Source organism: Paenibacillus sp. cl141a, from assembly GCF_900109305.1.
Lineage (GTDB): Bacteria > Bacillota > Bacilli > Paenibacillales > Paenibacillaceae > Paenibacillus_AQ > Paenibacillus_AQ lautus_A.
Window position 1 is genome coordinate 17,126 of record NZ_FNZO01000002.1, and the last position, 25,169, is coordinate 42,294.

The following is a 25,169-nucleotide window of genomic DNA, read 5'->3' on the forward strand; positions in this document are numbered from 1 at the left end:
ATGTCTTGAGTTACATCATTACATTCGAAAGAAGGTTTTTTCTTTGTCTAAAACCAAACAGCCAAAACCTGACTGGATTCGAATCAAGCTGACTACTGGCGATAATTATAAAGAAATCAAAAGCATGATGCGATCCAAAACACTTCATACGGTGTGTGAAGAGGCTCGCTGTCCAAACATTTACGAATGCTGGGCTAACCGCACGGCAACCTTCATGATTCTGGGTGACATTTGTACCCGCGCTTGCCGATTCTGCGCCGTGAATACGGGGCTTCCAACGGAGCTGGACCTGCAGGAACCCGAACGGGTAGCGGAGGCGGCCGAGCAAATGAATTTGCGTCACTGCGTGGTAACAAGCGTGGCACGGGATGATCTGAAGGATGGCGGTGCGTACATATTCGCCGAAACCGTCAAAGCTATTCGCCGACGCCTGCCGCTGTGCTCGGTGGAAGTGCTGATCCCGGATTTTATGGGAGACGAAGAATCGCTGAAAATCGTGATGGACGTTAAGCCGGATATTCTGAACCACAACATTGAGACGGTGGAGCGTATGTCTGATCGCGTACGTGCCAAAGCCAAGTATTCCCGCTCATTGCAGCTGCTGAAGAATGCCAAGGCGATGCAGCCTGACATTCCGACCAAATCCAGCATCATGCTGGGCGTCGGGGAACAATGGCATGAAATTCTGGAGGCCATGGACGACCTGCGTTCGGTGGGATGCGATATCATGACGATCGGCCAATACCTGCAGCCTTCGCCGAAACATTTGAATGTTGAAAAATATTACACGCCGGAAGAGTTTGCGATCTTGAAGGAAGAAGGAATGAAGCGCGGATTCAGCCACGTGGAGTCCGGTCCTCTTGTGCGCAGCTCCTATCATGCACACGAGCAAGTGAAATCTGCGGAACGCAACAAGGAAGAGACGGTGCAGTCTTAACCTATTGGAAAGGCAGGGGAAGCTTTCAATGATCGTTATCGGAAACAAAAGCTATGAAGTGTTAAAGGACCATCGAAACGGCTGGAATCTGGAAGCTTTCCGGGAGCGGTACAGCGAGGTGCTGGACCGTTATGATTACATCGTGGGAGACTGGGGTTACAATCAGCTTCGGCTTAAAGGCTTCTATCGGGACAATCATCCCAAGGCTGCCAAGGATTCAACCTTTTCCAGCATGTCCGATTACATTAACGAATATTGCAATTTCGGCTGTGCTCACTTTGTGCTTCAGAAAACGAAGGAGCAGAAGGAAACGAAAGAGCATGCCACCAATACGAAAGAGCCTGTAGAGGTTCGAGAATCATCCCCTAAGGATAACCGGGCTGAGGGGGAAGCACAGGGGAACAAGGAACCCCAAGAGGGTTCAAAACCGGGCAAGGAGCACAAGGATCAGCGCGAGCGGCGCGAAGGCAAAGATTCAAGACGCGAGCCGCGCGAAGCCAAGGCCCCCAAGGAGAAGGAAGCAAAACCTTCCAAGGAGCCTCATGTGCCCTCAGAGCAGCCGCAATAACCAAAGAACGGTCACCTGTATTTTGGCAGGTAGACCGTTCTTTGTTTACGGATATGGGTAAGGTAAGACTTCGTGAAGCGTTGGCCCTCCTGGTAAATCTTAACCAAGGAATGCATCGCGGACGCGGTTCCAGAACGGAAACGGCCGATAACGTGCGAAACTGACCTGCTGCTCCGCCACCTGACAGCGCACGGATACGAGGTCGTCAATCGAGATATTAACGTGATCGATGGTAAGCAGCAAACGCTGTTCTTTTCGCGAGAATATATCACAATGATGATGCTTGGGCAGAAGCAGCGGCGAGCCCAGCGTACGGAAAATCCGATTGTTAATCGAGGCGATTTCCGCAATCTGAAGCGCATCGATCGAGGGATGAACCATCGCCCCGCCGACACTCTTGTTATACGCCGTGCTGCCGGACGGCGTGGATACGCAAATGCCGTCTCCCCTGAACATCTCAAAGGTCACGTCGTTGATGTCAATCTGCGCGACAACGGTACCGTCAACGCCTTTAAGCGTAAATTCGTTTAAGGCAATGTAAGAGGACGTTCCTGATTTCTTATGGATTTCCAGTTGAACCAGGGGATACTTGACGAGGCGCGGCTTCACGTTGCCGTGTTCGCCTTCTCCGCTCATATGATCAATTAGCTCCGTCAGTTCATCCGCCTTCCAGTCAGCATAGAATCCCAAGTGGCCCGTATGGACGCCGACGAAGGCGAGGTCGGGAATACGGTCTATAAACGTATGGAAGGCGTGCAGCATCGTACCGTCTCCACCGATCGAGACCACAATCTCCGGAGATTCTGCATCCAGCACAAACCCCCGCTGTTCCGCCAGCTTGTGAAACTGCTGGGTCAGCTCGACAGACAATGGGTCACCGCGGTCCAGAACATAATATCTCAAGTTGATAAGCTCCTTTGTAAGGTTATATAAAGATGATAATCAATCTTGGAGAAGAACACAATGTTCACCTTGGGAATTAGCGGAATTTCTGCTGCAGTCCTCGAAGGATCTGAATAAACAACGCAATTGCAATCAGGAAACCGAGCAGGATGCAGAAAGCCGCCATAATATGGGTATACCCGTTTAGGGCGGAATCCGAAACAGACGGCGCCGCCAGCGTCGGTATCGAAGACCCCATGACGATTCTCCACAACAGAAACACGGCGGTGGCGGCAATAACGCCGTGGATCAGCCTGGCTACGGCAAACGGAAAATACCTAAGGTTGGTAGAGTTCAGGATGCTGATGATCTGGGCATGAACGGACAGGCCGCCCCAAGACAAGATAAAGGCTGCCGCGGCCGCTTTGTATGGCAGAGGAATAGCGGCACCAGCTTCCCCGGCATAGCGTGCCCCCAGCGTCACTTCAAACAGTCCCCCCACGATAGCAGTGGATAAGGATTCCGGCATGCCAACGAGGGATAACAGCAAGCTGATGACCTCTGTTAGCGCGGGCATGACGCCGGCCCGGGTCCAGAGTTCAAGAAACACGGAGAAGAAAACCACGAGACCGCCAACAACGATAATCAGCTGAAGCGATGATTGAATCGCTTGTCTCAGCAGCGTGCCGAGATCACGGCCGTCCTGCTCCCGCGCAGCATGCATGGCCTGAAAGGCGGACTTGAGCCGGCTTGTCTTCGTCTGGGACAGGAGGAGCGAATCGGTTGATGTATTGGACTCGCGCTTGCCATGAAATCTCATTAACAGACCTACGAGGAACCCTCCGCCATAGTGGGCCAGGGCCAGTATGAGACCTATTTTGGGATCGTGAAAGAAGCCGATGGATACCGCACCGATCAGAAATATGGGGTCCGAAGAGGTGGTAAAGGCAACAAGCCGTTCACCTTCCTCCCGATTTACCATTTTTTGCTCCCACAATTTGGCGGTTAATTTGGCACCGACGGGGTAACCTGAAACATATCCCATCGCGGCCACGAATCCCCCTGCGCCCGGAATTCGGAACAACGGCCGCATCATGGGGTCGAGGAGCGTACCGATCAGATGCACCACGCCAAACCCCAGCAGCACCTCTGAAATGACAAAAAACGGGAACAGGGATGGAAACAGCACGTCCCACCATATCGCCAGGCCGCGGAGCGCGGATTGGAGCGCCGCTTCGGGAAACAAAGCCATCAGGACAATCACGCTGATCAGAGCCGACACGAGCAAGAGCCAGCCCATTTTTTTCATGGTCATATAAGGAATACGCCCCCTGGCATCGTTGTGAATGATAGAATATGGTCCGATATTTAAAATCTATGCAGAATATAGGACAAACAGTATAAAAAAACATGAGAAAGCGGTTACATTTGTGCTTTATTTTCGGGGATATTGTGCTATAATAAAACCATCAAAGCACATCTTTCGTATTATGTTTGGATGGAGTGATGATCATGAGCATAGTCGCAGGTATCCTGGTATGCGCCTTCGTTTATGTTATACGTGCTTCTCTCGTCCAGAGTGAAGAGGACTGGCGCAGTTATTAATAAGTTCTAAAAGGTGCTAACCAACGCTTAGCGCCTTTTTTTGTTGTTTTTTTGCTATAATGGACAAGTACATCCAATCGAAAGCGAATCATAAACAGATGGGAGAATTAGCGGATATGAATCCGAACTTAAGCATCTATGATAACCTCGGGGGTGCCGAGGGTGTACGATCGCTCGTCGAAGCTTTTTATCTGAGAGTGCAGCAAAATGAGCTGCTTTCGCCGTTGTTTCCGGAAGATATCATGCCGGTGATGGAGAAGCAATATATGTTTTTGAGCCAGTTTTTCGGAGGGCCGGCTTTGTTCTCGGAAGCGTTCGGACATCCGATGATGCGGGCCAGGCACATGAAATTCCCGATTACCGACCGTCATGCCGAAGAATGGCTTGGCTGCATGGCCGGAGCCTTAATCGAAATCGGCGTGGAGGATGATTTACGTGATTTTGTGCTGCAGCGTCTTTCGGGTCCCGCCCACCATTTCGTGAATACTCCGTAGTGCCTTAGATCTAGAAACGGACAGGAATTAGACGCGAATGAAGGGATGGCGAATGGCGTGAAATTGGAACCCTTGTATTCCATCAAGGTGGTTTGTGCGCACTGTGAGCATGAATACTTAACGTCCAGGGTGCGGCCAAGCTTTAAGAAGGCATACCGTACGGATACGGATTTCTGCGCGTACTACAAATCGGAGAACCCCGATTTTTACGTGGTGCGGATTTGCCCCGAATGCGGTTTTGCTTCGACGGAACACTCGACCCTGAAATTGAATGAACGGCAGAAAACGCTCTTCTATGACCAGGTTGGATGCCGCTGGGAGAAGAGGGATATGGGCGGTCCGCGCAACCTGGAGGATGCTCTGGAGTCGTACAAGCTGGCTCTTCTCTGCGCCCAGGTGATCGGGGAGCGGGATCGCATCGTGGCCAGCCTGCTGCACCATATCGCTTGGCTGTACCGGTATCAGGGCAACGAGGATCAAGAGAAGCGGTTTTTGGGCTACAGCCTGGAATCCTATATCCGGGTGTTTGAGCTGGAAGGGGTAGGGTCCAATGATGCCCGTCTGCTGTACCTGATCGGAGAGATTCATCGCAGGCTGGGACAGTTCCAGGAGGCGGTCCAGTGGTTCTCCAGAGTGGTCCAGGACGAGAAGATCATGGATGCTGCCATGATCCGAGCCTCCAGAGAGCAGTGGAAGCTGATAGCCGAACAGATCCGGGAGCAGAAGAACGCGCCGATTCAGGCGGAGTCTTAAATGCAAACAGCCCGCTGAACGGTGGGCCAGCAGGCTGTTGATTAGCAATTTGCAGCGATGGCTCGCTTTAAGATAGAGTCACCGCAATCGCTGATCCGTGAGCAAATAGTCGATGTCGCTGTCCAGCACGGTAACTTTGTTGTGGCAGCAAGGGAAGATGAGCAGCTTCTTTTTCCCTTCCCTAACGCTTACAAGCTCCTTAGGCTTCATGGGAAGCAAGACGTTGTCGGTCCCGCAGAAGGGGCAGCTGTGTACATATACGTCGTTGCCAACGACATCATATGGCCACGTATTCGAAAAAGGAATCATGAGTTCTCCGATGAATGGGACTCATCGTCTTTCGGGTTTGCTTTCGCTTCCTCATTCTTGGCAAGCTCGGCAATCTTCTGCATTAATATATGCTGAGGCATATGCATCAGCTGTTCCAGCGGAACGCCCAGCTGCTTGGACAGTGTAACCGCCGTCTCCGGTGAAATTTGCAAAGGTCTCATGGCTTCTAGCTCCTCCAGCAGTAATTTGTTTGATCAAGAGGGATAACAGTTTTTTAGTTATATATAGTTATACACTTTTCCCTAAGTCCGCACAAATGGTATTCCGTTTGAATTCATATTTTATCTCGAAAGGTGATGAATGTTCGATGGCACTTCAACAAACTTGGGATTTGGAATCGATATTTCCAGGAGGCTCCTCCTCGCCGCAGCTCGGAAGCTTTATTGAGGCATTGGAGCAGGATGTACATAAACTTCAGCAAGACGTCAAGGCATTGACTGTTCCAGAGACCATCGAGAGCGCATCCAGTCTGGAGCGCTTCCTTGAGCAGTTCCAGAGCGCCTATGCAAGGATCCGCGAGGTTTCTGCCTTCGTAGGCTGCCTGACCGCACAGAACGTGAATGACAAGAAGGCAGTTCAACTGTCCGGGCGGGTAACTACGCTGTCTGCGGCCCTGCAGTCGGTGAAGAACCAGTTCGATAACGTGCTTCGCGGAATGAATGATGAGCTCTGGACCGCATGGACCGGTACGGATAAGGTGGCCGAGCTGGAATTCGTATTGAACGAAAGCCGCAATCTCGCGAAGGATAAGATGAGTCCCGAGCTGGAAAGCTTGGCGCTGTCGCTGGGGGTAGACGGTTATCACGGATGGGGAGAGTTCTACGACACCATCGTGAAGAAAATCCAAATTCCGTATGAGGAAGACGGAGAGACGGTCATGCTGTCGGCAGGGCAGGCGTTCAATAAAATGCATGATCCACGCCGGGAAGTGCGTCAATCCATGTTTGAGAAGTGGGAGAAGGCTTGGGGAGACTCCGCTGATTACTGCGCGGATACCCTGAACCATCTATCAGGCTACCGCCTGAAGCTGTACGAGAACCGCGGCTGGGACGATGTCTTGAAAGAGCCGCTGGCGATTGGCCGGATGAGCCGCGAGACGTTGGACACGATGTGGGCCGTCATCCAGGATACGAAGTCGGTGCTTGTGGAGTACCTGAATCGCAAAGCGAAGCTGCTCGGTCTGGACGGGTTATCCTGGACCGATGTGGATGCTCCGCTCCGTACTTCGGCGACCAAGATCTCGTATGACGATGCCGCTGTTAACATCGTGGAGCAATTCCGTAAGTTTAGCCCGAGATTGGCGGATTTTTCGCAGATGGCGTTCGACAAGAGCTGGATTGAGGTCGAGGACCGCCCCGGGAAGCGGCCTGGCGGTTTCTGCACCTCCTTCCCGGCAAGCGGCCAGACGCGGATTTTCATGACGTTTGGCGGAACGGCCTCGAACGTCTCGACCCTGGCTCATGAGCTGGGTCATGCCTATCATCAGCATCTGATGGGCGGAATTCCGGTCCTTAACCAAAAGTATGCGATGAATGTCGCCGAGACGGCATCCACCTTCGCTGAGATGATTGTTTTTGATGCGATGGTGAAGGGGGCAGGCAGCGAAGAGGAGAAGCTGGCTCTGTTGGAAGAGAAAATTCAGAACAGCGTGGCCTTCTTTATGAACATTCATGCACGTTTCTTGTTCGAAACCCGCTTCTATGACAAGCGGAAGAAGGGTCTGCTGAGCAGCGAGGAGATCTCCGATTTAATGGTGGAGGCACAGAAAGAAGCATACTGTGATGCCCTGACATCATACCATCCGCATTTCTGGGCATCCAAGCTTCATTTCTATATCACGGGCACCCCGTTCTATAACTTCCCGTATACCTTCGGTTATATGTTCAGTACGGGCCTCTATGTTCGGGCATTGGAAGAAGGTCCGACCTTTGCGGACAAATATGATGCTTTGCTTCGCGACACAGGCGTAATGACCGTGGAGAACTTGGCAAAGAAACATCTGAATGTGGATCTGACACAGCCCGACTTCTGGCAAAGCGCTGCGGACTCCTGCGTCAACGATATTAAGCAGTTCTTGCAAATGACCGAGCATTTAGCATAAACTGTTGGTTATCCCCGAAAAAAACAGGTAAAAATGCAGTTCCTGTTATGGCGTTTGACCTCCGACTGCAAATTTATTCCCATATTCGAAAGAAGCTCCTTCGGGGCTTCTTTTTTTGTCGTAAAAGAAAGAAAGTTGACGCAATAAAGGAGCGGAAAACTAAAATATTTGTGCAATTTTAGTAATAAATACCCAAATGTGTTGAATATTGTTGATCCAATGATTTTTATCCCCTATAATGAGTCATAAGCCCTAATAATAGGGAAGATTTACTAATAAAGGAGGGGAGAAGGGATGGTAAAACTAGATCAATTATCACTGGCTAGGCAGCTGGACATCGTGTTTAAAGAGCTGGAAGAAGAGTTGGGAGGTCTAAGCTCGGGAACCGTATTTGTACAAATACGAAACAATGTAATTGGTAAATTTGGCATACGGCATAACCCATTGTCTGGGCGTAACGGGATCATAGCTCCGCAAGAGGAGGGGCTAAGTGAGGCTCAACAATTCTCTTTTCGTTCGATGGCGCTTGAAAGTCTGAAACATAAACGCCATTGGACACATGGCGAAATCAGTTATGAATTTATGGTAAGACAAGGCATCGTCGTTGTGGATGCTGTGCTTGAATCCAACTATAACATGGCCAACTTGATGATTCGGTACCCTCGTAATACATATGCCGAAGCTGCTTCGGAATCCTGAAATCATTTATTATATAGAACATATAACGAAAGAGGCGATCTTTGGGGAGAAGATCGCCTCTTTCTATTTACGGCTGGAGGGAAGAGATGCTAATTACAGGTTCGAACGACCCGATAATTGCTGCTCAGCCAATTGTACCAGACGTTTGGTGATGTAACCTCCCAAAGAACCGGTTTCACGGGAAGTATAGTTTCCATAGTAACCGTCTTGTGGAATCGTTACGCCCAGTTCTTGAGCAGCTTCCATCTTCAATTGTTGAAGAGCTGCAGTTGCTTGAGGTACGACAAGATTGTTAGAAGAACGACCTTGAGCCATGTCATGTCACCTCCTTTGATGTTGTATGAGGATATTATGACCTGATTGATAGGGATCTCATTCGTGCAGGAGGCAGATCGTCCACTGGTAAAATTACCCGTATGCATTGTTCATAGATCAAATAAAAGCAGCCCTTTGAATATTCAAAGGGCTGCTCTTGCTAAAAAGTTAAGTATATGAGGGTGTTATGTGTCAATGGAGACTGGCTTATCCTTGCTCTGCCTCCGGCGACGCATTCTGAATGCTGATCTTGGTTGTCAGATTCACGGTCTGTCCCGGTTCCAAATGAATCAGCCCGGTTTCTTCGTTCGGGAGATTCAAATTGGGTGCGTTGGGAAGCCAGGTGTACGGTTCGATGCAGAGGAACTGCTCGGCAACACCTTTGGTATAGAGTACCCAATGCTTGAAGAAGGCACGGTCTGCCGAATAATGTATTTGGTAACCATCGTCCCGCTTCAGCAAGGCCTCGGCAGGTTTGCCTTCAGGGATCTTTAATATCGTATCCAGGTCGGCATCCTTCAGGTTTAGTCCCGAATTCAGTTCTTCCAAATGGCCGAGAGGTGAAAGATCACCGGTCGGGATCAGTTCTTTATTCAAAGTGTAAATGCCTTCGACAGGCAGATCCAGCGTCCAGCGATGCGGTTCGCCGTCCAACAGGAACCACGTATGGTAACCCATGCCGAACGGAACGGGGCTAGCGCCCAGATTCGTTACGCGAAGGCTCTGCGTTAAGCGTGTCCCCTGAAGACGGAAGGTCATTTCCAGCTTCAGCGGCACAGGAAATTGGGCAATCCATTTCGGATCATCCGATGAGATGAACTCGGTCGAAACGGCGCACCCGTCATCATCTTCCTCTATGTCGCTGACACACCAAGCCTGTGATCGGTGGAGGCCGTGGATATGATTGTCGTTCGCGGTATTTTGATCAAATTGATACGACGTTCCGCCATATTCGAAATGGCCCTTGGAAATCCGGCCTGGCGGTATGAGCATCGGAATGCCGAAGTGGTAAGGCTTCTGTAGATAGAATGCAAGCTCGCTTTCATCTGGTTTTCGGAGGATTTCGCGTGAGTTTTCATTGTCTTTAATCCCAATGACGTTATTACCTAGACGAGGAAGGAGAGTCACTTCAAGACGGCCGCTGTTTAAAATATAGGTGTCGTAACCATTCCACTGGCCTTTGGTCACTTGATTCATATCGATGCTCCTTTACTAACAGAAATCATGGTCGGACGATTAACCACATCATAACAGATTTTTGCGGAAAGGGTAAAAGAAATGCTTCAAAAAGGCCTGGACATCTTGATTCCAAGGAATTGACAAGGCAGAACAAGAGTTTTATCATTGCATGTAATAGTGATCCATTATGATTAAACACGATGACAAGGACAAGTAAGCAGGTGCGGCCCATCCTTCAGAAAGCCGGTGGTTGATGTGAACCGGCGGATCCGCTTTGCTGAATGGACCTTCGAGTGCCGGGCTGAACGGGAATGCTGTTATTCCTTAATATGCCGGCCGGGTATTCTCCGTTACAAGAATGGAAGGCTGCAGCCTGCGTAGGATGATGCTTGCAGCGAATAAGGGTGGCACCACGGTCTCACGTCCCTTGCGGATGTGAGGCTTTTTTGCGTTCCTATATGCTCACGCAGGGCGCGGCAGACTTGGATTAAATGAAAATATAAATAAATGGAGGGCTAGTCATGAAAACCGTATTATCGGGAATTCAGCCAAGCGGTAATTTAACGCTCGGCAACTATATCGGAGCCATTAAAAATTTTGTGAAGCTGCAAAACGAGCATGACTGTTATTTTATGGTGGTCGATCTGCACGCAATAACGGTACCGCAGGAGCCTAGCTCGCTGCGGGATCGCTCGGAATCAGTCGCGGCCCTGTACGTTGCAGCCGGAATCGACCCGAACCGCGCCAATATCTTTTTGCAGTCCCATGTTCCTCAACACGCCGAGCTGGGATGGATCATGACCACCCTGGTGAATATGGGCGAGCTGGAACGGATGACCCAGTTCAAGGACAAATCGGAAGGCAAGGAATCGGTTGGGGCCGGCTTGTTCGTTTATCCTGCGCTCATGGCCGCAGACATTTTGCTGTATAATGCAAATCTTGTGCCGGTGGGAGACGACCAGAAGCAGCATTTGGAAATCACGCGCGATTTGGCTGCACGCTTCAATCATCGGTTCGGTCCGTATTTCAATATTCCGGAGCCGTTCATCCCTGAAGTCGGTGCGCGAATCATGTCGCTGGACGACGCCTCCAAAAAGATGAGCAAGAGCAATCCGGTTGAGGGCAGTTATATCGCGATGCTGGATACGCCGGATCAAATTCGCAAGAAAATCAGCCGGGCTACAACCGACTCCGGAGCCGAAGTGGTGTATGATCCTTCCGCTAAGCCTGAGGTGAGCAATCTGATGAGCATCTATTCGGAGTGTGCTGGGGTGTCTTTGCAGGAAGTGCAGTCTCGTTTCGAAGGAAAGATGTACGGGGCATTCAAGAAGGAGCTTGGCGAAGTTGTTGTAGCCGCTCTGGAGCCGCTTCAGAACAGATACCACGAAATTCGCCAAACCGGTGAAATTCATGACATTCTCGCCAAGGGAGCCGAGCAGGCGCAGAAGACCGCAGCCCAAATACTCGATGGCGTGAAGGACAAGATGGGATTTCTGGCTCCTAAATAAACAAGGGTCTTCTAGGAAGGCTTGCGTTTGGCTTTAATAATGAATCCCCAGCCTATGTTGAGGATGGAGAGCAGCGCCAGACCGACGGCCAGAAATCCGTTGTAGCTGATGGATATGGCGGAGGCGGTCAACAGGACGATGGAAGAGACCGCAAACCATAGGGATAAGCCTTTACTCATTATGAAAAAAACCTCCAAAGATTAAAATTTTTAAAATACGTATAACGTTGCAAGAAGGAGCCATAATAAGTTTGCAAGCTTGCACTGGAATAACAGACATTCAGTGAAGGGAGATTTTTAATATGGCACGTCGCAGCAACAATTTGGTTGTACCTCAAGCTACTGCAGCATTACAACGTTTGAAACTCGAGGCCGCTCAAGAACTAGGCGTAACGATTCCTCAGGACGGTTACTATGGTAACTATACTTCCCGTGAAACAGGATCCCTGGGCGGATACATTACTAAACGTTTGGTACAGCAAGCTGAACAGGCTCTTTCGGGGTCTGGCCGCACGCTGTAATCTCTCTCTCATAACGTGAGTATGGAAGCCCGGAGCGCTATGTCAGCGCTCCGGGCTTTGTATTCATATCAGGGGCCCGACAGACATCCTGCTACATAGACAAATTGTGCCTTAAACAACGGCGAAACGTCAAGGTGATATCCCTTCCAAATGTCACTGAATTGTCATATAGATGGAATGAATTCCGAAGGATTGCTAAACACTTTTTACTAATGATATGATAAACTTTATAGCGGAGGCAGTACTTCCTCCATAACGACAGATACAAGGAGGAACGTTAACACGTGGATAATCACTTGAGATACCAGGCTCCTTCAGAATCCGCAGCACTGGCCTCGGCAGCGCCTGCACCTCCCGATAAGGCGGGGACTTGGAAAGATTTTATCACGGTGACGAAACCCGGAATCATCCGGTCAAATTTGATAGCGGCTTTTGCCGGATTTTGGCTGGCATCGCGTTGGGATATCCAATTTGGATTGATGATTATGACACTTCTCGGAACTGTGCTTGTCATGGCTTCGTCCTGTGTTTTCAATAACTATTTCGACCGGGAGCTCGACATGAAGATGGAGCGTACCCGGAATCGCTCCCTTCCAACCGGGCGTTTGACACCCAAGGTTGTTCTTTGGTATGCCGTCATTCTGGGGGTCGTGGGACTAGCCGTCCTGTTCCTGTTCTCAGGTGTGCTAGCAGGCCTATTCGGAGCCGTCGGAATGTTCGTTTACGTTGTGGTGTACACTCTCTGGCTTAAACGTTCTTCTACATGGAGCACGTCGGTTGGAGCGATCTCCGGTGCCATGCCTCCGGTAATCGGCTATGTGGCCGTGACCGGAAGCGTGGATATGGCAGCCGTCCTGCTCTTCGCCCTGCTGTTTCTCTGGCAGCCGCCGCATTTCTGGGCGCTGGGCATTCGCCGGGTGGAAGAATACCGAGCAGCGGGATTCCCTTTGCTGCCGGTTGTCAAAGGAATTAAACGCACGAAGTATCAGATGATTCCTTACCTGGTGCTTCTCATACCGATTCCCATCCTGATGTACGCATACGGATATGCCGGTATATTCTTTCTGGTCATCGGACTCCTTCTGGCTATTTGGTGGCTCTACGCCGCACTCCAAGGTTTTCGTGCCAAGGACGATGAAGCTTGGTCCAAAAAAGTATTCATTATCTCCATCAACTACTTGACCTTGAGCCTGATCGTTCTCATACTCAATACCACCTTTTAACGGGTGGCTGGGCTTTTAGCGATACACTAAAACCTGATAGAACAGGGATTGCCTGAGACGAAGGGAGAACGGGGAAGGTCATGAATGCATTCAAACGTTACAAATGGACTTGGGTACTGCTCGCTGTATGCGTAATAGCAGCCATCTACCTGGTATACAACTCGCTTGGATTCGGAAAGGAGAAGTTTCCGATCGTTCGTGAGGTTGCTGCCTATTCCATGGAGAATGTAGATGGGAAAACGATCACGTCGGAGGATACCAAAGGCAAGGTGAAGCTTATGTACTTCTATTTCACCAGCTGCCCGGACGTGTGCCCGATTACGACGCTGGTCCTGTCTCAGATCCAGGAGGACTTGAAAAAAGAAGATTTATTCGGTAAAGAAGTTAACTTTGTGTCCATCTCCTTTGATCCGGAGACCGATACGAAAGAGAAGATTAAGGAATTCGGAGACCGATTCTATGCCGATTACAGCGGCTGGTACTTCCTGCGTGGAGACCAGGAGGAAACGCGGAAGCTGATGCAAGAGTCTTTCAAAATTCCGCTGCTGGGCAATAACTCGACGAATTTCACGCATGGCAATTCCATTGCATTGGTGGACCGGGACAATAATATCCGGAAGACCTATAATGCTGCGGATCCATCCGAAGTGAAGACCGAGGATATCGTGAAGGACATCAAGGCTTTGATTAAGGAATAAATTGCAGGTAAAACCAAAAGGCGCGCTCTATCGTTAAAGATGGAGGACGCCTTTTTATTTAAATAGCGAAAATTGGAGCCATTCAAGATGCTCTTGTGATCCTTGACAATAGACACGGTTCATCAGAATACGTCAGGGGGCGGGTAGATGATGAATTCCTCCAGCCCTGCCTTCTCCAGTTGGGCAATCAAGTATTCGTCGGGAGTTCCCTCAACGCCGGCATATCCCCGGCGGGTATAGATTTGTTCGGCATCAGGAAAGACGTCGCGCAGAGCTCCGCGAATTTTCTTGCCGGAGCTGTCGTTATCCATAAAAAGGTACACCTCTTGATCCTTCACCTGTTTATGCAGACTCTCAAGCTTGGCGGTGTTTAACGTTCCGAATGTGCAAAGGATGGTTATATCCGAAGTCAGCAGCCGACGCAGCCGGCTCCGGTCGTTCTTGCCCTCTACAATGAGAAATATCGGCATCTTTTTTTCACCTCTGTCATGATACGGAGATCCTTGGCAGCATTCCCCGGGAAATGTTGATCTGCCGTCGAATGATGTAGGTATAGTGTAACTTGTTTTCTGCCGATCATGCAAAAGAAGCATAATAAAACAGCCATCCAGTGGATGGCCGCAATAAGATTAATCCATGTATTCTGGTTAGAAGCAGCTCAGAATGATGACGAGCAGAATGTACAATACCAGGATCATTCCTACGGAATTTCCATGGCCGCCATGGCAATGTTTATGATGAACATGACTCATGATTACTCACCCCTTGGTTAAATGTTCGTGGTCATTTGCCACACTGTATCTTATGTGGGTTTACCCATATGGACTGTGTATTGGCCCATCCGCGTAGATTTGGGCGCTGTTGTTAGCATGGTACAAATTCATCAGACGGTTGTGATTGGGGTTTCGGGCGAGATGGCTGTCAATGGTGCTTCACGATTGCGTTTGGGGAGCAGCAGCAGAACCGTCATCAGCATAAGAAACGCAACAAAATAAGGGGATACCACCGATCGCAGCTGTCCAGCCGCGATCGGGCCGACAAAGGATCCCAGCGACATGGCGATGGACTGAAATGAGAACACTTTGCCAAGCTTGCCTCCGCCGCTGAGCTGAATGAACAAAGAGGATAGAGCCGGGAATAGCAAGCCTTTGGCAAGTCCGAGCGTAAACAGGATAATCATAATCGGTACACGGTCTGCTGCAGCGAGGGCGTAGAAGCATATGGCCAGCCCGAATACGCCGATGGTCACCCTGATATGAGGGGCATAACGGTTGAGGAACAGCATGCTTAGCGTGACCAAGGCTCCAAGGCTGATGACGGAGAAGAGTAGCCCGGTGGACATAATGCTTGCCAGCCCGCTTTCCCGAAGCGGTATTTCAAAGAACAGGATTCCCTGAGAGCAAGCGATCGCAAAAGGAATCAAATATAAGCGCAAGCTAAACGGAAGCCGTGCCGGCTTCTCGTTGTTGATCGGTTCAGCCTGCTGCCCCTTGTGTTTAGCTTTAGCTGCGGCTGGCATCGGCTTCGGGAGGCTGAGAAACGCCATCAAGCCTGTGAAAATCAAAAGCCAGCCCAGACTCTGGAATGTGCCGGAAAATCCCGCATTAGCGACGATGAAAGCTCCAGCAGCCGGCGACAAGACAGAGGCAAGGGTGTGGATCACGCCATGACCGGACATATATTTGCCCTGCGTAACGGGATCCCGGGAGAGCGACGCCAGCAGCGCCAGGCAGGCCGGTGACAGAAAGGCCAGCACGAAGCCGCTGATCGAGCGGAGAACGAGCAACTGCCAGGGCAATTGGACATGGGCCTGAAGAAGCAGAATGATACCGGCGGCGGTTAGACTGAAAATAATGTAGCGTCTGCTGCCGTGACGATCGATCAGACTGCCCGCAAGCAGGTTGCCAGGCAGATGGGTTAGAGCATAAATGCCCATCATCCAGCCGATAAACGTAGGGGCTGCTCCAAGTGAAATGGCAAAGGGCGTCAGTACAGGATACTGAGCATGCAAATCAAAAAACGCCAGAAACAAAAACATATAGAGCCATAAAGCGGTTTTCAATATGGCACCCTCCTATCCGGCTAAAGTTGATATGGTACTACTACTTGTACGTACGAAAGGTCAAGCTTAGACCTTTTTGTGAAAAGACCCGGTTGGCTGACAGCTTTGCAGGGTATCATGTATAATTAACAAGACGGCCATAAACCGCCGCTTTTGAAACGATTGACGGGAGTGAAAACGAATTGGATACTCAGGTCTGGATTGAATTTCTTAAACAAAATTGGCTGGTCATCGCCATCGCCTTAATCATCTTGTTTATCGTGCTGAATGTGGTGAGAACCGTCATTAAGTGGGCACTTGCCGTGCTCATCATCGCGGGATTGCTGGTGTACAGCGGAATTTCCCTCGACAAAATCGGCGAGGTAGTAACCACGGTCAAGGAAGAAACGGTGGATACGATAAAAAAAGAAGCGCTGAACATGATGATGAAGGAAGCGAAGGAAGCACAATATACTTCGAATGGAGACGGTACGTACTCCATTAAAGCGCCCAATCTCGAGCTGAAAGGAAGCGCCGGTTCGAAAGAGGTGGAAGTCACCGTCCGCGGTGTTTCGGTAGGGAAGTGGGACATCAACGATACGATTCAGAGCTTTATCGATGATGCCAAGAGCAATTCGGCATCATCGAAATAACAAATGACGAACGCAATCGGATGCGGATGTAAGCTGGCAGCATGTTCATTGCGGTTAAGCTTACGTCCGTTGACAAGACATCATGGGATAGGAGGGGATACCGTTTGATGTCGGCATGGAAGGAAAGTGTGCTGGATGGGAACGGAATCACCATCTTGCTGCTGCTGATTGTGGCTTTTTCACTCATTCAGGGATGGAGTCGCGGAGCCTCCCGCTCAGCCGGGAAGCTTGTTTTTTTTCTGGGGGACGCGGTGCTTCGCCTCGTCGGGCTTGCGATCTCCGTTCCTTTTACATTATGGCTGTCGCCTAAGGCAGGCGATTGGCTGGGCACGTTCTCCGGTTTACCGAATCGGGAGCTGCGCTTCTGGGAGCAGATTTATTATACGGCCGTAAAATCGCTGGCGGATTTCCCGCTGCTTCGGTTTGCGGTCCTGTTTATGCTGAGTTATGCCGTTATCGTGTTTATGCTGCGGCTGCTGGTTTCCCTGATCATGGGAGGCGGGCTGGGACTCTTCGGAACAAAAAAAGAAACCTCGGCATCGCTGCTGAGCCGGCTGACCGGTGCCGGAATCGGCGTCATTATGGGTGCAGCCCGGAGCATTATTGTCATTGCTATCTTATTCATCTTCGTCAGTCTGAATCCTGATCACGGCTTCAGCCGGTATGTCGAGGCTTCTCCGGTTTATCAGCAGGGAGCGCGGGCTGTGATCGAGCCTTTGTCGGGTTCGCTCGTCAAGGAAAAGCTGCCGGTGTTTACCCAGTCGGTTCAGGAAGAATTGAATGGGATCATTCAGCGAAAGTACGAGGTCATCGACCATCAAATCCCGGAGGGCATCGAGCAGACGGCTGCCCATGTCGTGAAGGGGGCGCCAACCGATGAAGAGAAAGCGCGAAAGCTTTATGATTGGGTAGGCAGCCGGATCGCATATGACCACGACAAAGTGACGCTGTATGAAGAACAGCGCATATGGAAAGAGCAAACGCCGCAGGATACCTACGATACGAGGTTAGGGGTATGCATCGATTACGCCCGGTTGTATGCCATGATGGCGAGATCCCAGGATCTTGAAGTCAGAGTGGTTACCGGCAGGGGATATAACGGACAAGGCGGTTATGGTCCGCACGCATGGAATGAAGTCTACTTGAGCGAAGAGAAGCGCTGGATCCCTCTCGACCCGACCTGGGCACAGAGCGGCAACTGGTTTAATCCGCCGCGCTTCAACGAGACGCATATTAAAGAGCAGGTATTTTAATAGAGTGATATAGGCAGGGGCGGCTTTCTAGCAGGGAAGTCCGCCCTTGCCTATCCGATGGGCCTTCAGATGAAGTGGGGGGGCGTTTATGTTAATATGGGTTTATGTGATTGTGGATAAAGGGGAGAAGCTTACGTGAAAGGGTTTAGGCCGGACAAGCGCAAACAAGAAGAACGAGATGCCGGCAGTCAGTTTAACTTGCGGGTTAATCTATTTTTTTTCAGCACTTTTATCATATTCTGTGTCATTATTATACGTCTTGCCATACTGCAGTTCGTGGAAGGGCCTGAGCTAAAAGAGCTTGAAACCGGCGGGCAGGTTAAAAATTTCCCGCTTCAGCCGATCCGGGGCAGCATCATCGATGCTTCCGGTACGCCGCTTGCCTACTCGACACCCTCCCAAGCCCTGTATTTAACACTGTTAAAGGATTACAGTTCATCCGAACGAGGGAAGAAGAACCGTCCGGAAATCGAAAAGCTGGCCGAGGAAATGGTCAGGGTCTTCGAACAATACGGTGATCCGAAAGCAGAGAAATTAACGGTGGACGATGTCATCAAAGCGATGGACCTGGAATTTAACAAGCAGCCGGGTTATGAGCCGAGACGCATCAAAGCGGATCTCTCGACTAAAGAAGTGGCTTACTTTATGGAGCATAAGAACGAGTATCCCGGAGTCGAGGTCGTGGAAGAGAGCCAGCGTCAATACAACCCGGACAAAATCGCCGTTCAAACGATTGGATATTTGAAAGAGTTCCGCGGCATTAAGACACTGGATAAATATAAAGAGATTGATGAGCAGAACAAAAAGCAAAAGGATCCGGGACTCATCTACACGGAGCAGGAGAAGGTCGGCGTAGACGGACTGGAAATGATGTTCCAGGATGAGCTGCGCGGCAAGAACGGATATATCGGCATTCCGATTAATCCGCAGAACATGGCGGACGGGGTACCGACCATGATTGCCCCGGAGAAGGGTTACAACATCCATACGACGATTCATAAGGATATCCAAAAAGCTACGCAGCAGGCGATCATCGATCAGCTGAAATGGCTGCACGCCAATCCGGTTTCCGGCAAAACGCATCCGAATGCGCTCACGGGTTATGCGGTAGCGATGGAAGTGGATACCGGCAACATTGTCGCCATGGCCAGCATGCCGGACTATGACCCCAATGTATGGGAGAACGGAACCGACGATTGGGAATCCGTCATGAAGTATTACGGCAACGGTACGATCTCTCCGTACAGTTCCGGGCGCTCCGGCAACAATCTGGAATCGGTCGTGCTGCTTGGCTCCACGATGAAACCTTTGTCGGTGCTGATCGGGCTTAACGAAAACTTGTTCGGGCCGAACGATTACTATCCTGATTCAGGTGCTGCATTCTTTGGTAAAGATAATACGAGGGTTCGGAACTCCGGCGGTAAAGCCTACGGGTCCCTGAACGCAAGAAAAGCGATCGAGCATTCCTCCAATGCCTTTATGGTCGATTGGATCGGGGAAAAGCTGTATAACAAGTACGGCTCCGAATCCGTTGAGGTATGGGATAGATACATGAAGAAATTCGGGCTTGGGGTATCCACCGAATCCGGTCTGCCGAAGGAGCATAAAGGCATCATCGAATATACCAACATCGAGCAGGCGGGAAGTTATCTGGCTGCCATGGCGTACGCCTCCTTCGGACAGTCGGGCAAATATACGACGCTCCAATTGGCGCAGTATGCCAGCACGCTTGCCAACCGGGGAGAACGCATCCGTCCGCAGCTTGCGAGCAAGATTGTGGATCAGGACGGCAATGTGATCAAGGAGTTCAAGCGCGAAGTATTAAATAAAGCGGAATTCCCGCAGCAGTACTGGAATGAAGTCATTGCAGGGATGAACACGCAGGGACTTCGGGCTTTCGAGGATTTCAAATATGATTTTGCGCGGAAAACAGGAACATCCGAGCAGGATATTTATAAAAACGGCACACGGATCCGGGTGGAAAACGGGGTGTTCATCGCCTTTGCACCGCGGCAAAACCCGAAACTGGCCGTTGCAGTAGTCATTCCGGAAGCAGGCTTCGGTTCCCAGAGTGCCGCGCCGGTTGCCCGTAAAATTTTCGACGCTTATGACGAGATTTACGGATTGGACGGTACGCCTCACCCTAAAAAAACCGAGGGTGAGAATGAGGACGGCAGTACGAACGAATAATCAACAACAGCAAAACGGCAGCCAATAGCCCTGCAGGGTTGGCTGCCGTTTTTTTTGTCATACATGGGCGTCCGGAGCCTTGTCCGCGACGAGATTCAGAACAACGCCAAACTCCAGCAGCGCTTTGAGGCCGCAGAGCACCATGGTGTATCCTCCCATGGAGTCAATGGCTCCAAGCATGATCTCATCATCACTTCCTGTAAATCCGGAATGGGTAATGGCAACGAAGGTCTCATGTTCGCCCCGCGGGGTGAATATCCACTCGGTCCTGGTCTGATCGGAAGATTCGATGGCGATGCGGCGGTTCTCCTCGATATCGTGCACATACAAGTCATCAAACACGCCATACATTTCCCAATCCCAGCGGATATGCCGGCCCTTCTCAAGTCTGCCGCTGCTTTTGGTAAACCAGAACTTGGTTGTGATATCAGGGTCGATGAAAGCCTTGAAAACTTCTGGAACGGGTCTTCGAATCAACATCTCTGCCGTGACGACGGGATTCTCATTGAGCTTGGTCATTGGGGTGCATAACTCCTTTCGGGTTTGTCTTCGTATTCATCCTAGCATACCGTAACGAGTATTCTTTCTTTTACATTGCTTATTTATTTCAAGGGTCTTGTCGTTTGTTCGAGCACCCTCGAGGAAATCTTGCGTCAGGCCGGGTTTTACCTGGTTTGGCATGCATCGAGGGACTGCTCATTCAGGGGAATGTTTTGACGCCCGGCCTTTTGTGGTAAAATGTCGTTATGTTTGCTTTGAATCGTAAGGGGGTTAATACCATGAAACATAAATATCGGTTGTTGGCACTGGATATGGATGGTACGCTGCTTCAGGACGACCATGAAGTATCCGAGGAAACGGTGAAGTGGATCAAGGAGGCGGTGCGGCACGGCATTCACGTCTGCCTCTCGACGGGCCGGCCGTTTCAGGATGCTTATCCGTATGCCAAGCAGCTTGAACTGACGACGCCCATGGTAACGGTGAACGGCGGCGAAGTATGGCGTGCGCCGTATGAATTGCATCGCCGCACGCTGCTCGACAGCAAGCTCGTGGAACAAATGCATGCACTCGCGATTGAAACCGGATCGTGGTTCTGGGCGTATTCAGTAGAAAGATTGTATAACTCTGAGCACTGGACCGACGATGTCGCGAATCAGGAGTGGCTGAAATTCGGTTATAACACGAATGATCATGAGGTACGCCACAATATCATGATGCGACTGCAGGATATGGGCGGACTGGAGATCACGAACTCTTCGCCGGATAACCTGGAAATCAATCCGCAGGGCGTCAACAAAGCGACCGGGATCGGGCAGGTGTGCGAGCTGCTGGGCATCAGCATGTCCGAGGTTGTAGCCGTAGGAGACAGCTTGAACGACCTGGCCGTCATCCAGCAGGCCGGCCTCGGCGTGGCCATGGGCAATGCCCAGCAGACCGTGAAGGATGAGGCGGATCTTGTGGTTTCCAGCAACAATGAGGACGGCATCGTCGAAGTCATCAGGGATCATATTTTGATCGAAGGGTGAGGTGTTGATGGACGTATTGGGCTGGATTATCGTCATCGCTCTGTTTATCATTGGGATGGCCGGGGCGATATACCCTATTCTGCCGGGGGTTGTCGCCATTTACCTGGCGTTGTTCGTTTACGGGTGGTTCTTTACATTCGAGCATTACAATGCATGGTTCTGGATTATCCAGACCATCATTCTGGTGGTGCTCTTCATTGCCGATTATGCAGTTAATGCCTGGGGAGTCAAGAAGCTCGGCGGTTCCAAAGCCTCGATCTGGGGCAGCACGATCGGACTTATTATCGGACCGTTCGTGATACCGGCCTTCGGCTTGATTATCGGACCGTTCCTGGGGGCATTTCTGGGTGAAATGCTGGCAGGCTCGGGAGCGAGCAAATCCATGAAGGTTGGATTCGGATCGGTTGTTGGATTGTTCAGCAGCATTGTGGTGAAGATTATATTGCAGCTTGCGATGATCATCATTTTCTTCATCTGGATTTTCTAATAGAGCATAGCAATCGCTGTAAGAGGCGCTTTGGAGGAGAAAGAAGGGTACGGTTTTGTCTAAGAAAGAGTCATTTATTAAAGGCACCATCATCTTGGCCGCTGCTGCGCTGGTAGCCCGGGTGCTGGGCCTTGCTCAGCGGGTGCCGCTGGAGCATATGCTGAATGATATCGGGGATGCCTCGTTTACGATTGCCAATAACGTATATCTAATGCTGTTAACGGTAGCCACGGCCGGCATTCCCAGCACGCTCAGTAAAATGGTATCGGAGCGCCATGCTTTGAACAAGCCTGCGGAGGCTCGGCGCGTCTATCATGCTGCGCTTATTTTTGCCGGGGCAGCGGGCGTAGTCATGACGCTGCTCCTTTACTTTGGAGCTCCTTTTTATGCCACGCATATAGCCAAGCAGCCGGAAGCTGCCGCTGCCATTCAAGCACTCGCTCCGGCGCTGCTGCTCTTTCCGGCCATCGCCATGATGCGGGGTTACTTCCAAGGGCGCAATAACATGACGGCTGGCGGCATATCGCAAATTATCGAGCAGATTGCACGGGTTCTGACCGCGATCGGCTTGGCCTATGTGCTGCTGCGTTTGGGATATGACGATACCTGGATCGCGGCGGGTGCCTCCTTCGGGGGCGTCCTCGGCAGTATCGGGGCATTTGCGGTCATGCTGTATTTTACGGTGAAGCTTCGCCGAAACGATCGTGAGCTCAAAATGCCGGCGGCGGACCGCTCGATTCCGCTTGGCGGGATATACCGGGATATCTTCACGCTGTCTATACCGATTGTGCTGTCTTCCCTGGCGGTTCCGGCGGTCAACTTCATTGACAGCTCCATTGTGAAGCCGCTGTTGATCGGGCAGGTTGGCCTGGGAGAGGCTACCGCAGCCCTAGCGGTATTAGGAAACCGGGCGCAAAGCGTAGCGGGCATTCCGCCGATTCTAGCCATTGCCCTCAGCACCTCGCTCATTCCGATCATCTCTGCCGCTTTTGCGAGGAAAGATCAGGAGCATTTGGAACAGCAAGTATCGCTGGCCATGCGCGTTGCCATATTGACGGGGATGCCGATGGTGATTGCGCTCTGCGTTGCATCCTATTCCATCAACGGATTGCTGTTTAGTTCCCTCGGCGGAAGCGGGATCATCGGGTTCCTGACATTCGGTACGATTTTCCAAATCACTATGATGACAACGAACTCCATTCTTCTTGGAATCGGCAAGGCCAAGCTCTCGATGGTTCACGTGATGATCGGGATTGCGGTCAAGCTTGTTGCCAGCTTCCTGCTTGCTCCGTTGTTTGGCATTTACGGCATCATCGGGAGCACGGCTCTCTGTTTCCTTGTCATTACGATACTGAACGTCAGATCGATCAAGGCGATCGTATCCTTCTCGATCCTGGGCAAACGCTGGATGGGCTTCATACTAACGGTTGCTGTCGCAGGGGGGATCGGTTACGGCCTGAACCTGGCCGGTATTCAGATGGTCGATGTCATGCCGGCAAGGTTGGCATTTCTGCTGACCTGCCTGGTTGTAGGCGTAGCCGTAGTCATTATATATCTTGTGCTGCTGGTGGTGTTTGGCGTACTGCGGCAATCGGAGCTTAGCAGTTACCCGCGTCCTTTGCAGAAGGTGTTCCGTCCGCTGATGAGGCTGCAGCCTGCGCGTATGCGGGAGCGGGGATAAACCTATGATGCAAGAACAGCACATCTATTCATTCATCCGTTAGAGAAGAGACCATTCCGGCCGTATCGGAATGGTCTTCTTTTATTGCCGGCGGGACGGAGCGGATACGTCATGGGCGATGGAGGTTTTCTTCAGGGCGGCCCGATGGGCGTGGGTGATATCCGGCAGTATCGGCGGTTTCGGTTTGCGAATATGCTTAAACATCGCGTGGCCCTGAAACCAGTCGTACCGGGGAATCGGTTCCGGGGTTTCATCCTGCCAGATCTCCTCAAGATGGGGGCTATACAGACGACGGCCGTCCGGCAGCCATTCCGATTGGATAAGCTCAAGCCCCTCGTGGCCGTGATTCATGGCTTGATCCCGCGTCGGCGTGAATAACGCCGGCCAATATTCAGCACGCGAGCCCTGATGCTTGGTGGAACGAGCGAATTCCAGCACGGCATGATAGATATCCTCATAACCGAACAGTAAAGCGTACAACGAGCGGCCTGCCTTGATCCGGATAGACAGGTCGTCAAACTTGGGGATGGTGAGTCCGGCCAGCGGCCGGGTAGGAGAAACGGGATAATCGGCAGAGTCTGTGCTTGTCTGATGGCTTTGACCCAACGGGAACACGATTTGATTCAACCGGGACAGCTCATGCACCCGAAAGAGCGGATCCTGCAAAATATGCTGACGGTAAAAAGGATGTCTTGCCACGCGCCCCTCAATATAGTTCTGTTCATTAATGATGAGGGCGACCGTAAGCAGCGAACTGCCCTGGTCGTGCCAGAACCGTTCCCAGAACGGCGTCATGAACGAAGAAACATGGAAGCGGGGGAGCAAGTGGAATAAGGGCTTTCCTATTTTTCGACTGTGCATATAGAGAAGCAGCTGCGGATAGGCATCCTGAAAAATCAGCGCATTGCAGCGCTCCAAGAAACGGTACAGATGGTTTTGGAAATGGGGAGCCATCAGATCCGACATCAGCCCGCCCTTCAGATCGCTCATATTCCATCCGGCATTGCGTGATACCATATGGGCAAGCAAGGCCCAATGCAGCTCCGGATGCGACTCGTAACAGTCCAAATAGGCCTCTGTTCGGGTTACGTTGCTTCGGTTGGCGGCGGCAGCGGCCTCCTGAATGCGATGAACCAGCTCTTGCTCCTCATCCGTTGGCTGCAGGTCCGGTTCATGACCACGAATATCGCTGCGACCTTCTTGCAGAGGGAGAAACGAAGAAATGCCCTGCGGCAGATAGGGATGGGAGGAGAGAATGTTCTTGAGCTGCCTGCGAATGGCCCTAACGGCTGTAGGATCCCACTGCAATTCATGCCTGTTGGTCCGAAGCTTTATGGAATATCGCCAAGCTGCCATCATACCGGACCAGGATTCTGCCAGGGCTTGCGAAATGGCAGCTGGCCATGACCCGTAATCCTTGCCCCGATTTGGTTTGTCCTTGGCTCCGTGCGAGTGCATGCCGGTTGTCACCTGCACTTTCTGATGATAATGCCAGACCATGAACCTCATACAGTCAGTATGCACTT

At 51.0% G+C, this 25,169-nt stretch carries 28 protein-coding genes and 1 other annotated feature; of the genes, 16 read left to right on the plus strand and 12 right to left on the minus strand.

The genetic code is table 11. From position 1 onward, the window contains the following. Positions 1 to 43: 43 nt before the first annotated feature. A complete protein-coding gene (gene lipA, locus BMX45_RS05120; protein ID WP_009591422.1) occupies positions 44 to 937 on the plus strand; it encodes a lipoyl synthase in 894 nt (297 codons plus the stop codon). A 28-nt stretch (positions 938 to 965) separates the two neighbouring features. Continuing rightward, positions 966 to 1,505: a YutD family protein gene (locus BMX45_RS05125; RefSeq protein ID WP_090908813.1), complete on the plus strand. Its 540-nt coding sequence runs from the start codon at positions 966 to 968 to the stop codon at positions 1,503 to 1,505. Positions 1,506 to 1,604: 99 nt separating this feature from the next. On the opposite strand, the gene BMX45_RS05130 is transcribed toward BMX45_RS05125, so the two are convergent. Next, complete coding sequence (locus BMX45_RS05130; protein WP_009591431.1) at positions 1,605 to 2,408, minus strand: NAD kinase; 804 nt, start codon at positions 2,406 to 2,408, stop codon at positions 1,605 to 1,607. Positions 2,409 to 2,484: 76 nt separating this feature from the next. Next, positions 2,485 to 3,702, minus strand: coding sequence for a sporulation integral membrane protein YlbJ (gene ylbJ / locus BMX45_RS05135; protein ID WP_090908814.1), 1,218 nt, complete (start codon positions 3,700 to 3,702; stop codon positions 2,485 to 2,487). Positions 3,703 to 4,108: 406 nt separating this feature from the next. On the opposite strand from ylbJ, the gene BMX45_RS05140 reads away from it, so the two are divergent. Together BMX45_RS05140 and BMX45_RS05145 are read left to right on the plus strand one after the other, a co-directional pair. Next, positions 4,109 to 4,486, plus strand: coding sequence for a globin domain-containing protein (locus tag BMX45_RS05140; RefSeq protein WP_090908815.1), 378 nt, complete (start codon positions 4,109 to 4,111; stop codon positions 4,484 to 4,486). A gap of 57 nt (positions 4,487 to 4,543) precedes the next feature. Beyond that, the gene (locus tag BMX45_RS05145) at positions 4,544 to 5,239 is read left to right on the plus strand and encodes a DUF2225 domain-containing protein (RefSeq protein ID WP_254777969.1); all 696 of its coding nucleotides are present in this window, start codon (positions 4,544 to 4,546) and stop codon (positions 5,237 to 5,239) included. A 78-nt stretch (positions 5,240 to 5,317) separates the two neighbouring features. On the opposite strand, the gene BMX45_RS05150 is transcribed toward BMX45_RS05145, so the two are convergent. Together BMX45_RS05150 and BMX45_RS05155 are read right to left on the minus strand one after the other, a co-directional pair. Then, a complete protein-coding gene (locus tag BMX45_RS05150) occupies positions 5,318 to 5,548 on the minus strand; it encodes a hypothetical protein (protein WP_009591425.1) in 231 nt (76 codons plus the stop codon). After that, positions 5,545 to 5,730 (minus strand): YycC family protein, encoded by a 186-nt coding sequence (locus tag BMX45_RS05155; protein ID WP_090908817.1) that lies wholly within the window; start codon positions 5,728 to 5,730, stop codon positions 5,545 to 5,547. Before BMX45_RS05155 ends, BMX45_RS05150 begins: the two co-directional genes overlap by 4 nt. Before the next feature lie 146 nt (positions 5,731 to 5,876). Here BMX45_RS05155 and BMX45_RS05160 point away from each other — a divergent pair, with 146 nt between their 5' ends. Further along, positions 5,877 to 7,670, plus strand: a complete 1,794-nt coding sequence (locus tag BMX45_RS05160) for a M3 family oligoendopeptidase (RefSeq protein ID WP_090908818.1) — start codon at positions 5,877 to 5,879, stop codon at positions 7,668 to 7,670. Between the two features lie 294 nt (positions 7,671 to 7,964). Further along, entirely contained in the window at positions 7,965 to 8,369 is a 405-nt protein-coding gene (locus BMX45_RS05165; RefSeq protein WP_009591435.1) for a hypothetical protein, read from the plus strand. 93 nt (positions 8,370 to 8,462) lie between these two features. On the opposite strand, the gene BMX45_RS05170 is transcribed toward BMX45_RS05165, so the two are convergent. Both BMX45_RS05170 and BMX45_RS05175 read right to left on the minus strand, forming a co-directional pair. Beyond that, positions 8,463 to 8,684, minus strand: coding sequence for an alpha/beta-type small acid-soluble spore protein (locus BMX45_RS05170; RefSeq protein ID WP_006212633.1), 222 nt, complete (start codon positions 8,682 to 8,684; stop codon positions 8,463 to 8,465). Positions 8,685 to 8,891: 207 nt separating this feature from the next. Beyond that, complete coding sequence (locus BMX45_RS05175; RefSeq protein ID WP_090908819.1) at positions 8,892 to 9,881, minus strand: aldose 1-epimerase; 990 nt, start codon at positions 9,879 to 9,881, stop codon at positions 8,892 to 8,894. 173 nt (positions 9,882 to 10,054) lie between these two features. Next, positions 10,055 to 10,294, plus strand: a binding site (T-box leader). Between the two features lie 90 nt (positions 10,295 to 10,384). On the opposite strand from BMX45_RS05175, the gene trpS reads away from it, so the two are divergent. Next, on the plus strand, positions 10,385 to 11,371 hold the full coding sequence (gene trpS / locus BMX45_RS05180; protein WP_015737432.1) for a tryptophan--tRNA ligase: 987 nt from the start codon (positions 10,385 to 10,387) through the stop codon (positions 11,369 to 11,371). Between the two features lie 11 nt (positions 11,372 to 11,382). On the opposite strand, the gene BMX45_RS31225 is transcribed toward trpS, so the two are convergent. Further along, complete coding sequence (locus tag BMX45_RS31225; RefSeq protein ID WP_175495047.1) at positions 11,383 to 11,550, minus strand: hypothetical protein; 168 nt, start codon at positions 11,548 to 11,550, stop codon at positions 11,383 to 11,385. A gap of 122 nt (positions 11,551 to 11,672) precedes the next feature. Between BMX45_RS31225 and BMX45_RS05185 the strand changes: the two genes are divergently transcribed. The 3 genes from BMX45_RS05185 to BMX45_RS05195 all read left to right on the plus strand — a co-directional run bounded on the left by BMX45_RS05185 (position 11,673) and on the right by BMX45_RS05195 (position 13,812). Further along, the gene (locus BMX45_RS05185; protein WP_015737431.1) at positions 11,673 to 11,891 is read left to right on the plus strand and encodes an alpha/beta-type small acid-soluble spore protein; all 219 of its coding nucleotides are present in this window, start codon (positions 11,673 to 11,675) and stop codon (positions 11,889 to 11,891) included. Between the two features lie 284 nt (positions 11,892 to 12,175). Then, positions 12,176 to 13,114 carry a heme o synthase gene (gene cyoE, locus BMX45_RS05190; RefSeq protein ID WP_009592896.1) on the plus strand — a complete coding sequence of 313 codons (939 nt, stop codon included), beginning with the start codon at positions 12,176 to 12,178 and terminating at the stop codon, positions 13,112 to 13,114. A gap of 80 nt (positions 13,115 to 13,194) precedes the next feature. Beyond that, positions 13,195 to 13,812 (plus strand): SCO family protein, encoded by a 618-nt coding sequence (locus tag BMX45_RS05195; RefSeq protein WP_090908820.1) that lies wholly within the window; start codon positions 13,195 to 13,197, stop codon positions 13,810 to 13,812. A gap of 122 nt (positions 13,813 to 13,934) precedes the next feature. Here BMX45_RS05195 and BMX45_RS05200 read toward each other — a convergent pair whose 3' ends face one another. From BMX45_RS05200 to BMX45_RS05205, 3 genes are all read right to left on the minus strand, one after another. Beyond that, positions 13,935 to 14,282 (minus strand): toprim domain-containing protein, encoded by a 348-nt coding sequence (locus BMX45_RS05200; protein ID WP_009592860.1) that lies wholly within the window; start codon positions 14,280 to 14,282, stop codon positions 13,935 to 13,937. Between the two features lie 177 nt (positions 14,283 to 14,459). Continuing rightward, positions 14,460 to 14,564, minus strand: coding sequence for a YjcZ family sporulation protein (locus tag BMX45_RS30935; RefSeq protein WP_119846439.1), 105 nt, complete (start codon positions 14,562 to 14,564; stop codon positions 14,460 to 14,462). Between the two features lie 131 nt (positions 14,565 to 14,695). Then, positions 14,696 to 15,874, minus strand: coding sequence for an MFS transporter (locus BMX45_RS05205; RefSeq protein ID WP_090908821.1), 1,179 nt, complete (start codon positions 15,872 to 15,874; stop codon positions 14,696 to 14,698). A gap of 182 nt (positions 15,875 to 16,056) precedes the next feature. On the opposite strand from BMX45_RS05205, the gene BMX45_RS05210 reads away from it, so the two are divergent. The 3 genes from BMX45_RS05210 to BMX45_RS05220 all read left to right on the plus strand — a co-directional run bounded on the left by BMX45_RS05210 (position 16,057) and on the right by BMX45_RS05220 (position 19,949). After that, entirely contained in the window at positions 16,057 to 16,506 is a 450-nt protein-coding gene (locus tag BMX45_RS05210) for a hypothetical protein (RefSeq protein ID WP_090908822.1), read from the plus strand. A 104-nt stretch (positions 16,507 to 16,610) separates the two neighbouring features. After that, on the plus strand, positions 16,611 to 17,759 hold the full coding sequence (locus BMX45_RS05215) for a transglutaminase domain-containing protein (RefSeq protein WP_090908823.1): 1,149 nt from the start codon (positions 16,611 to 16,613) through the stop codon (positions 17,757 to 17,759). A gap of 135 nt (positions 17,760 to 17,894) precedes the next feature. After that, positions 17,895 to 19,949 carry a peptidoglycan D,D-transpeptidase FtsI family protein gene (locus BMX45_RS05220; RefSeq protein WP_090908824.1) on the plus strand — a complete coding sequence of 685 codons (2,055 nt, stop codon included), beginning with the start codon at positions 17,895 to 17,897 and terminating at the stop codon, positions 19,947 to 19,949. A gap of 57 nt (positions 19,950 to 20,006) precedes the next feature. On the opposite strand, the gene BMX45_RS05225 is transcribed toward BMX45_RS05220, so the two are convergent. After that, positions 20,007 to 20,468, minus strand: coding sequence for an SRPBCC family protein (locus tag BMX45_RS05225; protein WP_090908825.1), 462 nt, complete (start codon positions 20,466 to 20,468; stop codon positions 20,007 to 20,009). A 260-nt stretch (positions 20,469 to 20,728) separates the two neighbouring features. Here BMX45_RS05225 and BMX45_RS05230 point away from each other — a divergent pair, with 260 nt between their 5' ends. From BMX45_RS05230 to BMX45_RS05240, 3 genes are read left to right on the plus strand one after another with little or no spacing between them, the layout of a single operon-like run. After that, complete coding sequence (locus BMX45_RS05230) at positions 20,729 to 21,475, plus strand: Cof-type HAD-IIB family hydrolase (protein ID WP_090908826.1); 747 nt, start codon at positions 20,729 to 20,731, stop codon at positions 21,473 to 21,475. 7 nt (positions 21,476 to 21,482) lie between these two features. Continuing rightward, on the plus strand, positions 21,483 to 21,962 hold the full coding sequence (locus BMX45_RS05235; RefSeq protein ID WP_009592909.1) for a DUF456 domain-containing protein: 480 nt from the start codon (positions 21,483 to 21,485) through the stop codon (positions 21,960 to 21,962). Between the two features lie 55 nt (positions 21,963 to 22,017). After that, complete coding sequence (locus BMX45_RS05240; RefSeq protein WP_090908827.1) at positions 22,018 to 23,643, plus strand: putative polysaccharide biosynthesis protein; 1,626 nt, start codon at positions 22,018 to 22,020, stop codon at positions 23,641 to 23,643. An 81-nt stretch (positions 23,644 to 23,724) separates the two neighbouring features. Here the strand turns inward: BMX45_RS05240 and BMX45_RS05245 are convergent, their stop codons facing one another. Then, positions 23,725 to 25,152 carry a DUF2515 family protein gene (locus BMX45_RS05245; protein WP_090908828.1) on the minus strand — a complete coding sequence of 476 codons (1,428 nt, stop codon included), beginning with the start codon at positions 25,150 to 25,152 and terminating at the stop codon, positions 23,725 to 23,727. Positions 25,153 to 25,169 lie beyond the last annotated feature (17 nt).

What these genes read in the sequence shown, in the direction of transcription:
- BMX45_RS05230 (WP_090908826.1), top strand. Translation starts at nt 20,729, where the DNA reads ATGAAACATAAATATCGGTTGTTGGCACTGGATATGGATGGTACGCTG.
- BMX45_RS05165 (WP_009591435.1), top strand. Translation starts at nt 7,965, where the DNA reads ATGGTAAAACTAGATCAATTATCACTGGCTAGGCAGCTGGACATCGTG.
- trpS (WP_015737432.1), top strand. Translation starts at nt 10,385, where the DNA reads ATGAAAACCGTATTATCGGGAATTCAGCCAAGCGGTAATTTAACGCTC.
- BMX45_RS05175 (WP_090908819.1), bottom strand. Translation starts at nt 9,881, where the DNA reads ATGAATCAAGTGACCAAAGGCCAGTGGAATGGTTACGACACCTATATT.
- BMX45_RS05245 (WP_090908828.1), bottom strand. Translation starts at nt 25,152, where the DNA reads ATGAGGTTCATGGTCTGGCATTATCATCAGAAAGTGCAGGTGACAACC.
- BMX45_RS30935 (WP_119846439.1), bottom strand. Translation starts at nt 14,564, where the DNA reads ATGAGTCATGTTCATCATAAACATTGCCATGGCGGCCATGGAAATTCC.
- BMX45_RS05140 (WP_090908815.1), top strand. Translation starts at nt 4,109, where the DNA reads ATGAATCCGAACTTAAGCATCTATGATAACCTCGGGGGTGCCGAGGGT.
- BMX45_RS05225 (WP_090908825.1), bottom strand. Translation starts at nt 20,468, where the DNA reads ATGACCAAGCTCAATGAGAATCCCGTCGTCACGGCAGAGATGTTGATT.
- BMX45_RS05150 (WP_009591425.1), bottom strand. Translation starts at nt 5,548, where the DNA reads ATGATTCCTTTTTCGAATACGTGGCCATATGATGTCGTTGGCAACGAC.
- BMX45_RS05155 (WP_090908817.1), bottom strand. Translation starts at nt 5,730, where the DNA reads ATGAGACCTTTGCAAATTTCACCGGAGACGGCGGTTACACTGTCCAAG.
- BMX45_RS05160 (WP_090908818.1), top strand. Translation starts at nt 5,877, where the DNA reads ATGGCACTTCAACAAACTTGGGATTTGGAATCGATATTTCCAGGAGGC.
- ylbJ (WP_090908814.1), bottom strand. Translation starts at nt 3,702, where the DNA reads ATGACCATGAAAAAAATGGGCTGGCTCTTGCTCGTGTCGGCTCTGATC.
- BMX45_RS31225 (WP_175495047.1), bottom strand. Translation starts at nt 11,550, where the DNA reads ATGAGTAAAGGCTTATCCCTATGGTTTGCGGTCTCTTCCATCGTCCTG.
- BMX45_RS05170 (WP_006212633.1), bottom strand. Translation starts at nt 8,684, where the DNA reads ATGGCTCAAGGTCGTTCTTCTAACAATCTTGTCGTACCTCAAGCAACT.
- BMX45_RS05200 (WP_009592860.1), bottom strand. Translation starts at nt 14,282, where the DNA reads ATGCCGATATTTCTCATTGTAGAGGGCAAGAACGACCGGAGCCGGCTG.
- BMX45_RS05235 (WP_009592909.1), top strand. Translation starts at nt 21,483, where the DNA reads ATGGACGTATTGGGCTGGATTATCGTCATCGCTCTGTTTATCATTGGG.
- BMX45_RS05185 (WP_015737431.1), top strand. Translation starts at nt 11,673, where the DNA reads ATGGCACGTCGCAGCAACAATTTGGTTGTACCTCAAGCTACTGCAGCA.
- BMX45_RS05125 (WP_090908813.1), top strand. Translation starts at nt 966, where the DNA reads ATGATCGTTATCGGAAACAAAAGCTATGAAGTGTTAAAGGACCATCGA.
- BMX45_RS05195 (WP_090908820.1), top strand. Translation starts at nt 13,195, where the DNA reads ATGAATGCATTCAAACGTTACAAATGGACTTGGGTACTGCTCGCTGTA.